The sequence below is a fragment of the Pseudomonas sp. NDM genome, assembly GCF_003105095.1.
In the GTDB taxonomy this organism is placed as follows: domain Bacteria; phylum Pseudomonadota; class Gammaproteobacteria; order Pseudomonadales; family Pseudomonadaceae; genus Aquipseudomonas; species Aquipseudomonas moraviensis_A.
This window is the reverse complement of record NZ_QETJ01000040.1, coordinates 22,822-36,425: the sequence shown is the minus strand read 5'-3', so window position 1 is coordinate 36,425 and position 13,604 is coordinate 22,822. Positions and strand designations below refer to the sequence as shown.

Annotated in this window: 2 protein-coding genes; both read right to left on the bottom strand. The window is 63.5% G+C overall.

Going from position 1 to position 13,604, the window contains the following annotated elements; translation table 11 throughout:
• Positions 1-258 precede the first annotated feature (258 nt).
• A complete protein-coding gene (locus DCO47_RS11375) occupies positions 259-1,215 on the bottom strand; it encodes an alpha/beta hydrolase (RefSeq protein ID WP_116658123.1) in 957 nt (318 codons plus the stop codon).
• A 65-nt stretch (positions 1,216-1,280) separates the two neighbouring features.
• Complete coding sequence (locus DCO47_RS11370; RefSeq protein ID WP_116658122.1) at positions 1,281-13,595, bottom strand: non-ribosomal peptide synthase/polyketide synthase; 12,315 nt, start codon at positions 13,593-13,595, stop codon at positions 1,281-1,283.
• Positions 13,596-13,604 lie beyond the last annotated feature (9 nt).

Below are 13,604 nucleotides of genomic sequence, written 5' to 3'. Positions count from 1 at the left end.
CGGAAGGCTGAGCGGAGGGATTGATCCGGGCGTGGGAGCGCAGCGACCGTACGACGCAGTCGTACACAGCGAGTGTAGGTGCAGCGAAGCAAACCGGAGCCGCTGCGCCCGGATCGATCCCGCAGCGAAGGGACCCGAGCCTGCGAGGGCCGAACGCAGGAGCAAGCCTTTTTGGTTACTTTTTCGGCGTTTGGAAAAAGTGACCCGCCGTAAGGGCGGAACCGTAATCAGCAACCCCCGCAGCAACGGATATGCACACTAAACCAGAACCCGCGCAAGCGCCCCACCAACCCGCGCATAAACCTCCAAAACCCCAGGCACCACCGACCCCAACCGCAACAAATCATGAGTCAACCCACCACAAACCTCGACCTCGACCTCAACCCCCTGCCCACGCAGCTTATCAACATAAGCCTGCCCCTCATCCAGCAACGGATCAAACCCGGCCAATACCACAATGGCCGGCGCCACCCCACGCAAATCCTCCGCCAGCAACGGCGAAAAACGCCAATCCAGATAATCCTCCGGCCCACGCGCGTAGTGCTGATAAAACCAGTCCAGCGTGTCGTTCTCCAGCAAATACCCCTCGCCAAACAACAGCCGCGAATCATGCACTCGCGAAGCGTCGGTCACCGGATAACACAACAACTGCGCCTTGGGTGCGATGGCCACCGTGTGCGGCTGCCGCACCGCCTGAATCGCCAGCACCGTCGCCAGCGTGGCGCCCGCGCTATCACCGCCAAAGGCTACCCGCGAACAATCCAGGCCCAGGCTCACAGCCTGTTCGGCCAGCCACGCCAACGCGTCCTCGCCATCCTCCAGCGCCGTCGGAAAGCGATGCTCCGGTGCCAGCCGATAACCGACCGAGAGCACCGCACACGGCGTGCGCTGGCAAAACTCACGGCAGACACCCTCGTGGGAATCCAGACTGCCGACCACAAACCCGCCACCGTGGAAATACACCAGCACCGGCAGCGGTGAAGTAACACCGTTGGGCCGATACAAACGCAAGGCCAGTGCCGCGCCGTCCCGGGTCAGTGTTGTAATCTCGGTGACTTCAAGGTCTTGGGGCGCCGGCCAGCGCAACTGCGCGGTGGTCTGTTCGAATGTGCCGCGGGCCTCGCTCGGGGTCAGTTGGTGCATGGCCGGCAGGCCGGCGTCCTGGCTGTCTTGAGCCAAGTCGAGAAACGCTTCCAGATCAGGGTGCAACGACATCGATAAGATCCTTTATCCGCAAAAAAACCGGGCGCGCCTCGGCAGCGCCCGCACAAAAAGAGCGATCAACCCGCCCGTGCCATGCAGTGCTCGATCAACGCTTCAAGCTCACGCTGGTAATCGCTCATCAGCGCATCCATGGTGCCGGCGCGGTAACGCTGGTTGCTGTAGATGCAGCGCAAGGCCAGTTGCCCGTCATAGACCTGGCCGACGATTTCCAGCCAGTTGCCCAGGTTCGCCTTGAGGCTGTAGTTGTCCCCGGTTTCTTCCAGTGCCGGCACCAGCAACGCCTGTTCATCGAAGCTCTGGTCGAACTGCCCGAGGTAGTTGAACGTCACCCGCGCTTGCGGCAAACCGGCGAGTTGCGCGCAGATGTCCGGGCCGGCCAGATGACGCAGCACGCCGTAGCCGATGCCCTTCTGCGGTACACCTGCCAGTTGCGCCTGCACATCGATGATCGACCGGCCGATGTCGTCACTGTCCGGGCGCAAACGCACCGGGAACATGCTGGTGAACCAGCCGAGGCTGCGGCTCAGGTCGATCGATTCGAAGAGGTCTTCGCGACCGTGCCCTTCAAGCAGAATCAGCGCCGACGGTTGCTGGCTCCAGCGGCACAGGGCGCGGCTGAGCGCTGACAGCAGCAGGTCGTTGATCTGCGTGCCGTACACCGCCGGGGCCTGTTTGAGCAGTTGTTCGGTGTGCTCGCGGGACAGCTTGAGCCGCGCCTGCGCCTGTTGCCGCACGAGGTTCTTGCCGCGCGGGTTGTCGCACGGCAGATCAACGCCGGGCTGATCCAGTTGCTCCAGCCAATAGCTCAATTCCTGCTCGGCAATCACCGGCGCCTGCGCCTGCAACGCTTCGGCGAACGAACGATAACTGCTGGTGCGAATCGGCAACTGCGCTGGCAGCCCCTGCACGCAAGCCTCATAAGCGACTTTCAGATCGTCGAGCAGAATCCGCCACGACACGGTGTCGACCACCAGGTGATGAATCACCACCAGCAACCGCGCCTGACCGTCCGGCAAGGCCACATGCATGACTCGCCAGACCGGTCCGTCATCGAGTTTGAGGCTGCGCTGCGCAAGGTTGGCCAGGGCTTCGACATCGTCGCTGTTCTGCGCTTCACGGCGCCACAGCACGGCCTCGTCGGATGCGCTGGTGCTGTAGCGCTGCAACCAGCGCCCGCCGTCCTTGGAAAAGCGCAAACGCAGCGAATCGTGATGTTGTTCGATCAAGCCCAGTGCCTGTTCCAGGGCATCGAGATCCAGTGGCTGACGTGCGCTGAGCAGCAACGACTGGTTGTAATGATGCGCCTCGGCCATGCCTTCGGCGAAGAACCATTCCTGGATCGGCAGGAGATTGAACGCGCCTTCTACGGCCACCTGGGTCAGGTCCGGCAGCGCTTGCCCAACGCCCTCCTTCGCCACTTGCTGCTCGACGATGCCGGCGATGGTCTGATAGCGCATCAGATCGCGCAGCTTCAGCTCCATCTGCAGGGTCGGATGGTTTCTCACCCGCGAGATCACTTGCAGGCTGAGGATCGAGTCGCCGCCCAGTTCAAAGAAGTTGTCGCTGATACCGACCTGCTCGACCTGCAGCACCTGCGCCCAGATTTGCGCCAGCAGGCTTTCCTGCTCAGTGCGCGGGGCAAGGTATTCGTCGCTTTTGAATTGCGGTTCAGGCAGCGCCTTGCGATCGAGCTTACCGTTGGGCGTGACCGGGAATGCGCTGAGGCAGACGATCTGCGCCGGCACCATGTATTCCGGCAGCGAGGCGCGCAGCCCGGCCTTGAGTTCATCGCCGAGGTCTTCACCGCTGGCGGTGACCACGTAACCGATCAGTTGCTTGCCGGACGCATTGTCCCGAGCGATGACCAAAGCATCACTGACCGTTGGTAATTGACGCAGGCTGGCCTCGACTTCGCCCAGCTCGATACGGAAGCCGCGCACCTTGACCTGATGGTCGATGCGCCCGACGTAATCGACCACACCGTCCGGGCGACGGCGCACCAGATCGCCGCTGCGGTACAGGCGTTCGCCCGGGGCAAACGGGTTGGGCACGAAGCGCTCGGCGCTCAGATCGGGGCGCCCGTAATAACCGCGAGCAATACCGTAACCGCCGATGTACAACTCACCGGCAAAACCTGGCGGCAGCGGATTCAGATCGTCGTCGAGCACGTACAGCGAACGCGCACCGACGGCGCGACCGATCGGCGCGTACGCCGCTTCGCAATGCTGGCTGATGGCGACTTTCCAGAGCATCGGCGTGACCACGGTTTCGGTCGGGCCGTAGCCGTTGGTGAAGTACTGCGGACGCAAAGCGGCTTTGACCTGTTCGAAGGTCTGCTCTGGCACCGCATCGCCACCGAAGCAGTAGATGCGTACCGCTGGCGGCGCGATGCCGCTGGCTGCCGCGTACTCGGCCAGTTGTTTGAGGTAGGCCGGCGGGAAGCAGGCGATGGTCACGCCGTAATCGTGCAGGGCCTGATAGGTCTGCTCCGGGGTCCACAGGCAACCGTCGCGGATCACCAGACGACCGCCGCTGTACAAGGTACTCAGCCAGCGTTCATGGGCGCCGTCGAAAGCGAACGACATGAAGTGCAGCTCGCAACTGCTGGCGTCCATTTCGTACAACTCGGCGATAGCCTGGCAGTGCATGCTCAGCGGGCCTTGTGTGACGGCCACGCCTTTCGGGCGCCCAGTGGAACCGGAGGTGTAGACCAGATAGGCCAGGCTCTGCTCATGAACATCGCAAACCGCAGCAGCGTCGCTGTAGAGGCTGCGATCGAGCTGATCGATTTCCAGACGCAGCACGCCCTGCGGCGTCGGCATCGTCGCGCGCAGGCTGGTTTGCGTCAGCAGCAAAGCCATGCGCGAATCTTCGATCATGTAGGCCAGGCGCTCTGGCGGATAATCGATATCCAGCGGCACGTACGCGGCGCCGCTCTTGAGCACGGCAAGGAAGCTCACCAGCATTTCCAGCGAACGCGGCAACGCCACGCCGATCACCACTTCAGGCCCGGCACCGTGGGCGATCAGGCACTGCGCCAGTCGGTTGGCCTGACGCTCGAGTTCGGCGTAGCTCAGGCTTTCGCCGGCGCATTGCACGGCGATCGCGTCAGGTTGCTGTTGCGCATGACGACTGATCAGCTCCGGCAGCAACTGCGGCGCGTGGCGGTGAGAAGGCTCGGCACTCCAGGCCTGCGCCGCGTGCCATTGTTCGGCGGACAGACGCTGCAGATTACCCAATCGCTCATACGGCGCGGCCATCATCGCCGCGAGGGTGTTTTCCAGGGTCAGGCGAATGCCTTGCACCGCCTCGGCGCTGAAGTGGCTGCGCAGGTACAGGTATTCGATCGACAACTCGTCGCCGAGCATCACCGCAAGGTCCATCGGCACGTTGGTCACGCCATGGCCGATGGATTTGCCGAAGGTCAGCTCGGTGTCGGTTTCTTCCTGCAAGCGCTCGTCGATCGGGAAGTTCTCGAACACGACAATGCTGTCGAACAGCGCCTGCCCCCCGAGGTTCGACCAGCGCTGCACATCGGCCAGCGGTGCCTGGGAGTAGTCGCGAATGTCGAGGTTGTAGGCCTGCACTTCGCCGAGCCAGTCGGCCAGACGCTGATCGGCCTGTGGGGTCTGAATGATCGGCAAGGTGTTGATGAACAGGCCGAGCATGTTGCCGACATTCGGCAGACTTTCCGGACGCCCCGACACGGTGGCACCGAAGGTCACCGTTTGCTGGCCGGTGTAGCGCTGCAACAGCAGCAGCCACGCACCCTGGATCAGCGTGTTGGGGGTGATGCGCAGATCACGGCAGAACTCCAGCAGACGCGCGGTTTGCGCCTTGTCCCAATTCGAATAGAGCGCATCGTGGCCGGTAACGTCGGCGCTGTGGCGCGGGTGCATCGCCTGACTCAGCGCGGTCGGTTCGTTGACCACCGCCAGACGTGCTTTCCAGAACAGCTCCTGGGCGTCCTGATCCTGTGCCTGCAACCAGGCAATGAAGTCGCGATAGCGGCCATTTTCGCCAGTCACCTGGCCCGTGGAGTAATACTGCAAGACCTCGCCGAACAGCCGCGAACTGCTCCAGCCGTCCATCAGAATATGGTGGCTGGTCCAGATCATCTGGTACTGCTCGTCGCCCAGATGCAGCAAGGTCACGCGCTGCAAACGCGCTTCGGACAAATCAAAACCCAATGCGCGGTCGGCGCTGGCGAAATCGGCAATCGCCGCCTCGCTGCAGTCCTGCCCACGCCAATCGAGCACCTGCATCTGCAGCGGCGCATGGCGATGCACGACCTGCAACGGCTTGGCCAGCCCGTCCTGCCAATGGAAACTGGTGCGCAGGATCGCCTGCCGGACGATGACGAATTCCCAGGCCCGGCGGAAACGCTCCACGTCGAGACCCTTGATCGGCAGGCTGACCTGTTGCACGTAAAGGCTGCTGCCGTTATCCGACAGCGTATGGAACAGCATGCCTTCCTGCATCGGCGACAGCGGGTAGACGTCTTCGATCAGCTCCGCCGGCACCGGCAAGGCATCGAGCTGCGCTTGATCCAGCTGCGCCAACGGGTAATCGGCAGCGCTGGCAGATTGCGCGTCTTCAAGCGAAACCACCGCGGCCAGTTTCTGCACCGTCTGCTGCTGGAACAGGTCTTTGGGCGTGAAGCAAATGCCCTGCTGCCGCGCGCGGCTGACCAGTTGAATCGAGATGATCGAATCACCGCCAAGGGCGAAGAAATTGTCGGTCACGCCGACCCGCTCGATCTTCAGAATGTCCTGCCAGACCTCAGTCAGTTGCTGCTCCAGCGGCGTCCACGGTGCCACGTAATCGCGTTGCGACTGGCTGGCGTCCGGTGCCGGCAAGGCCTTGCGATCGAGTTTGCCGTTGGGTGTCAGCGGCAATTGCTCGAGGAACAGCCACTGCGCCGGCACCATGTAGTCCGGCAGATGCGCCTTGAGCGCGGCTTGCAGTTCGGCGCTCAGCGCGTCCAGTTGCGCGGGGCTTTGATCGGCTTCGGCCGGCACCACATAAGCCACCAGTTGCTGGCCGCCAACGCCGTCCACCGCCAGCACCACGCCTTCGCGCACGCTGGCCTGGGCCAGCAGACGCGCTTCGATTTCCCCCAGTTCGATACGGAAGCCGCGCACCTTGACCTGATGGTCGATGCGGCCGACGTATTCGATTCGGCCGTCATCCAGCCAGCGCGTCAGGTCGCCAGTGCGGTACATGCGCTCGCCGTTGCTCGCCAACGGATTGGGCACGAAGCGCTCGGCGGTCAGGCCCGGGCGCAACAGATAGCCACGGGTGATGCCGTCGCCGGCCAGATACAGCTCAGCGGCGATGCCGATTGGGGCTGCCTGCAATTGCTCGTCGAGCAGGTACGCAGTGGTGTTGCGCAATGGCCGGCCGATGTTGGCCTGACCGCCGAGTTCGCGGCGCGTCCAGGTCGAATACGTGGTGTCTTCGGAAGGCCCGTACAGATCGTAGACGTGGGCGACCGAGGTCTCGCGGTACAGCGTGTCGACCAGCGCCTGCTTCAGCGGCTCGCCCGCCAGATTGATGATGCGCACGCCCGGCGGGATCTGGCCAATGCGTTGCAGCGCGGCAATCGCCGACGGCACGGTGTTGATCAGGCGCACCTGATCATGCTCGGGCAAGTCCGGCAGCTCCAGGGCATTGCGTGCCATGACGACGGATCCGCCACGTGCCAGGGTGACGAAAATCTCCCACACTGACAGGTCGAAGCACACTGACGTCGAGGCCAGCACGCCTTGCAGGTCGTCTTCGCTGTAGACCTCGGCGGACCAGTGAATCAGTGCCTGCACGTTGCGATGGGCGATGGCCACGCCTTTCGGTTTACCGGTGGAACCGGAGGTGTAGATCACATAGGCAAGATTGGCCGAGTCAGCGCGCGCCGGCAGGTTGTCCGGTGCCTGCGCGGCAAACGCCTCGCCGCCGGCCTCGACCAGCACCACCTGCGCTTCGGTGGACGGCAATTGCGCCAGCAACGCTTGCTGGGTCAGCAGGACTTTCGCCTGGCTGTCGTCGAGCATGTAGGCCACGCGGTCGGCCGGGTAGTCAGGGTCCAGCGGCACGTAGGTGCCACCGGCCTTGAGCACCGCCATCAGGGCGATCACCAGTTCCGCCGAACGCGGCAGTGCCACGCCGACGCGCACCTCGGCCGTCACGCCGAGCGTCACCAAGTGTCGGGCCAACTGGTTTGCACGCCGATTCAGTTCGCCGTAGCTCAAGGCCACGCCGGCATGACTCAACGCCAGTGCCTGCGGATGTGCCGCCACCCGCGCTTCAAAGCTCTGCGAGATCAGGCGCTCGGCCGGATAAGCCGCGTGATTGTCGTTCCACTGCGCCAGCGTCTGACGCTCGGCCAGCGGCAGCAGACCGATCTCGCCGAGTGCCCGCTGCGGGGCCTGGATAAATTGCTCGAGCACTTCGCGCAAATGCCCGGCCAGACCGAGCACGCTGCGTTCGGCAAAATGCTCGGTGAGGTAGTTGAAATCGAGGTTGAGCACTTCGCTGGCGCCGGCGATCAGGGTCAGACCGTAGTTGGTCTGCTCGCGATGTTCCAGGCCGGAGAAACGCAGCCCGCCCGGATTGGCCTCCAGCGCTTCGGAGACCGGGTAGTTCTCGAACACCAGCAAGGTGTCGAACAACGCCTCGCCGCTCAAAGCGGCCAGACGCTGAATGTCCTGCAGCGGCGTCTGTTCGTAGTCGCGCAGCAACAGGTTCTTGTCCTGCACGCTGCGCACCCAGTCACCCACGCTGAGGGTGGCCTGCGGGCTGGCGATCACCGGCAAGGTGTTGATGAACAGCCCCAGTTGTTCCTCGATGCCCGGTAGCTCCACCGGACGCCCGGACACGGTGGCGCCAAACGCCACGGTGGCCTGACCGGTGTAGCGTTGCAACACCAGCAGCCATGCCGCCTGCACCAGACTGTTGAGCGTTACCTGTTGCTGGCGGGAGAAGTTGTTCAGACGCTGGGTGAATGCTTCGTCGAAGTGCAGACGATGCATCTGCTTGCCCGGCCCTGGCACGGTGCGCCCGTGGCAGGCCGACGCCAGGCGGGTCGGCTCGTCGAGTTCGGCCAGTTGCCCGCGCCAGAAATCCTGCGCGGCCACCTTGTCCTGGCCCTGCAGCCACACCAGAAAGTCCCGATAGCGGCCCTGCGCGCTCGGCACAGGCTGGCCGGCGTAATCCTGCAGCACTTCGCCGAACATCCGCGAGTTGCTCCAGCCATCCATGAGGATGTGGTGGCACGTGAAAATCAGCCGATGGCGATCGTCAGCAGTGCGCAGCAGGCACAGGCGCAACAGCGGTGGATTCTGCAGATCGAAGCCGCGTTCACGGTCAGCCTGCGCCCGTGCTTCAAGCACCGCCGGCAGATCGGCGACATCGCGCACATCGATTTCCGGCATTTCCAGGGTCAGTTGGCGATGGATCACCTGCAACGGCGCATCGAGGCCATCGCGGCCCCAGATGAAACCGGCGCGCAGCACTTCATGGCGATCGACCACGCGCTGCCAGGCTTGCTGGAACCGCGCGACGTCGAGGCCGTCGATGTCCAGCAGCATCTGATAGACGTAGGCGCTGGCGTCCGCGTCGTACAGGCTGTGGAACAGAATGCCCTGCTGCATCGGCGCCAGCGGATAGATGTCCTCGATGCGCTGGGCGGCGATCGGCAGGCTGTCCAGATGCGCCTGGGACAAACCGGCCAGCGGCACGTCGGACGGCGTGAGGCCGCCCGAGTGGCTGAGACAGTGGTCGATCAACTCGCTCAGCGCCACTTCGTAAGCGCGGGCCAGAGCGGTAATGGTCGCCTCTTCGAAGACATCGCTGCTGTAGGTCCAGGTCAGGCTCAACTGGCCCTGATAAACCCGGCCATCGATGGTCAGCCAATTGGCCATCGGCGCGTTTGCGTCCTGACCGGCGCCCTTGTCTTCGGTGGCCGGCCGCCACAAGGCGTCTTCGTCGAAGTTGTTATCGAACTGGCCGAGGTAGTTGAACGTCACCTGCGGTTGCGCCAGTTCACGCAGCGCCGCTTGTGCTTCGGCGGTACCGAGATAACGCAGCAAGCCGAAGCCGATGCCCTTGTTGGGGATCGCGCGCAGTTGCTCCTTGATGCCTTTGATCGAGGTTTGCAGACTGGCGTTTGGCGTCAGGCGCACCGGGAACATGCTGGTGAACCAGCCCACGGTGCGGCTCAGGTCGATGTCATCGAAGAGGTCTTCGCGGCCGTGTCCTTCGAGCTGCACCAGCGCACTGTCGCTGGAGGTCCACTCACACAACACTCGCGCCAGTGCGGTCAGCAGCAGGTCGTTGACCTGGGTGCGGTAGACCGCCGGGGCCTGTTGCAGCAACTGGCGGGTCCGTTCGGCGTCCAGCCGCGTGTCGACGCTGCGCTCGAAGCGGTTGTTCAACTGGCCCTGCGGATTGTCCAACGGCAAACCGAGCGGCGCGTCGCGCAACTGCTCGCGCCAGTAGACCAGTTCACTGTCCAGCGCCGCGCTGCGCGCATGCTCTTGCAGGCGCAAGCCCCAGTCCTTGAACGCGCTGGTCTTCGCCGGCAGGTGCACGTTCTGTCCGCTGCTGATCTGCTGATAGGCGCTTTGCAGGTCTTCCAGCAGGATTCGCCACGACACGCCGTCGACCACCAGGTGATGGATGACCAACAGCAGACGCTGACTGGCGTCCGGCAAGTCGACAAGCGCCGCGCGGATCAGCGGGCCGTTTTGCAGGTCGAGGCTGCGCTGCAGGTCCAGGCACAGCGCTGGCAAGGCCGCGCTGTCGTCCAGCGTAAAGCTGCGCAACAAGTCGTGTGGCTGATCCGCCGCGCCATGGCTTTGCTGCCAGCCCTGTTCGGTTTGGCGATAACGCAGACGCAAGGCGTCGTGCTGTTTTTGCACTTGTGCCAAGGCCTGTTGCAGCGCAGCGGCTTGCAGGGTTTTTGCCGGGGTCAGCAGGATCGACTGGTTCCAGTGATGGCGCGCCGGGATGGCGCTGTGGAAGAAGTAATGCTGGATCGGCGTCAGCGGCGCGTCGCCGAGCACCTCGCCCTGCTCCGTTTGCACGGCGTCGCTCTGTTGCGCGACGGTGGCCAGACGCTGCACGGTCTGGTGCTGGAAAATGTCCTTGGGCGTGAAGCGAATGCCGGCCTGCCGCGCGCGACTGACTACCTGAATCGAGATGATCGAATCACCGCCCAGCTCGAAGAAGTTGTCGTGCAGCCCTACCCGTTCGACCTTGAGCACGTCTTGCCAGATCTCGGCCAGACGCTGTTCCAGTTCACTGCGCGGTGCGGCGTACGCCTCCTGCACCTGGGCGACGTCCGGCTGCGGCAGCTGCTTGCGATCGAGTTTGCCGTTGGCGGTCAGTGGCAGCAGTTCAAGGAACGCCCAACTGACCGGGACCATGTAATCCGGCAGGGTTTCGCGCAGGTGCGCCTTGATCGAATCGCGCAGGGCGCCCTGCTCGTCCGCGTTCACTGCCTCGACGGGCACGACCCAGGTTGCCAGTTGCTGGCCGCTGAGGCCGTCCACCGCCAGCACCACCGCTTCGCGCACCTGCGGATGCTTGAGCAGTTGCGCTTCGATTTCGCCCAGTTCGATGCGGAAGCCACGGATCTTCACTTGGTGGTCGATACGGCCGATGTACTCGATCACCCCGTCGCCGCGCAGCCGTGCAAGGTCGCCGGTACGGTACAGGCGCTCGCCTGCCTTGCGATTGAACGGGTCGGGCACGAAGCGGGTGGCGCTCATGCCGGACTGATTCAGATAACCACGGGCCAGACCGGCACCGGCGATGTACAACTCGCCGATGCAGCCTTGCGGCACCAGGTTGAGCGAGCCATCGAGCAAGTACCACGACAGGTCGACTATCGGCGCGCCAATCGGGCTGCTGTGGTTGCTGTGCAGATCCGCCAGCGACAACGGCCGGTAAGTGACGTGCACGGTCGTTTCGGTGATGCCGTACATGTTGATCAGCGTCGGCGCGCGGTCGCCAAAACGTTCGAACCACGGGCGCAGATTCTGCACTTCCAGCGCCTCGCCACCGAACACCACGTAACGCAGGGCATTGCTGCGCGCAGAGTCACAGGCGACCTGCATCAACGGCTTGAATGCCGACGGTGTCTGGTTCAACACCGTGACATTTTCATCGCAGAGCAGCGTGTAGAAATCCTCCGGCGAACGGCTGACATCGTGGGGCACGACCACCAGTTTGCCGCCGTACAACAGCGCGCCGAAAATCTCCCACACCGAAAAGTCGAACGCGTAGGAATGGAACAGCGTCCAGCTGTCCTGCGGGCCGAATTCGAACCACTGCTCGGTGGCGCTGAACAGGCGCATGACGTTGCCGTGCGGCAGCAACGCGCCTTTGGGTTTGCCGGTGGATCCGGATGTGTAAATGACGTAGGCCAGATTGTCCGGCGTGATCAGGCATGGCGGGTTGCTTTCAATGCTGTGTTCCGGCGTCTGATCCAGATCGAGGCAGACCAGCCCCGACGGAATCGGCAACTGCCCGAGCAAATGACCCTGGGTCAACAGCAATTGAATGCCGCTGTCGTCGATCATGTAACTCAAGCGATCATCCGGGTAGCTCGGGTCCAGCGGCACATAGGCACCGCCGGCCTTCAGCACCGCGAGAATGGCGACGATCATGTCCAGCGAACGCTCGACCGCAACGCCGACGCGCACGTCCGGGCCGACACCCCGCTCGATCAGCGTATGCGCCCATTGGTTGGCGCGGCGATTGAGTTCAGCGTAGGTCAGGCATTGCCCGGCAAAGGTCACGGCCACCGCGTCGGCATGCCGCGCGGCCTGGGCTTCGATGGCTTGCTGGATGCACTGGGTCAGCGGTTGTTCGACCCGCGGCGGATTCCATTGCGCCAATAGCTGTTGCTGCTGGCCGGCGTCGAGTATCGGCAATTGGCCGATGCGCTGGGTCGGCTCGGCGACGATCGCCTGCAACAGCGCAGTCCAGTGTTGCGCAAGGCGCTCGATAGTCGCCGCGTCGAACAGGTCGGTGGCGTACTTGAGTACCGCTTCGATGCCGTGGGCCTGTTCGGTGGTGTTGAGGGTCAGGTCGAATTGCGCGGTCTGGCTCTGCCATTCCAGCGGCGCGATGTTCAGACCGTTCAGGCGCGTCGCAACGCTCGCACGGCGCTCGGCCTGGTGGTTGAACATGACCTGGAACAGCGGACTGTGACTGAGGCTGCGGCCCGGCTCCAGCGCTTCGACCAGTTGCTCGAAGGGCAAGTCCTGATGCGCCTGCGCCTCCTGCGCGGTCTGTTTGACCTGACGCAGCAGCTCGACAAATGGCAGCTCTGCGTCGACATCCGCCTTTAGCACCTGGGTGTTGACGAAGAAGCCGATCAGGCGCTCGATTTCCACCCGACCACGGTTGGCCACCGGCACGCCGACACGGATATCGCTTTGCCCGCTGTAGCGATGCAACAAGGCCTGAAACGAAGCCAGCAGCAACACGAACAGCGTGACGTTTTCCTGCCGGGCGAAGGCCTTGAGGGCATTGCTCAGCACCGGGTCAAGAATCAGGTTATGGCTGGCGCCGGCGAAGCTCTGCTCGACCGCGCGCGGGCGATCCAGCGGCAGCTCCAGCACCGGCTGTTCGCCGCCGAGCTTTTCCTGCCAGTAGGCCAGTTGGCGCTCCTGCTCCCCGGCTTCCATCCACTGGCGCTGCCACAACGCGTAATCGGCGTACTGGATCGGCAGCGCGGGCAAACCGGCGTCGTGACCGAGGTTGAAACCGGCGTAGAGCTGCACCAGTTCCTCGATCATCACTTGCAGCGACCAGCCATCGGAAACGATGTGGTGCAGGGTCAGCACCAGCACATGCTCAGCGGGGCTGACCTGGAGCAGCGCGGCACGCAGCAACGGGCCGTGCTGCAGGTCGAAAGTCTTCTGGCTCTGGGTCTGGACGAAGGCCTGGATCGAGCTGTCCGGGTCGTTCGCCAGATCAGCGCTCAGGTGATGAATCTCCAACGCAAAAGGTCCTGCGGGCAGGACCACTTGCAAGGGTTGTGCACTGTCTTGAGTGAATACCGTGCGCAAGGTTTCGTGGCGTTCGATCAGCGCCGCGATGCTGCGTTCCAGTGCCGGCACATCCAGCGGGCCCTGCAAGCGCAGGGCCGTCGGAATGTTGTAGGCCGCGCTGTGCGGTGCCCACTGCCAGAGGAACCACTGGCGCTGCTGAGCGTAGGACAGCAGCAACGGCTCTTCAGCCGTGCGCTTGAAAACCGGGGCAATGTCAAAGAGGTTGACGCCTTTCTGCTTGAGCAGAACCGCCAGAGCCTTTCTTTGCTTAGCCGAAAGTTGTCCTACCGACTCGATTAACTCTTGCACGCGTTTTTC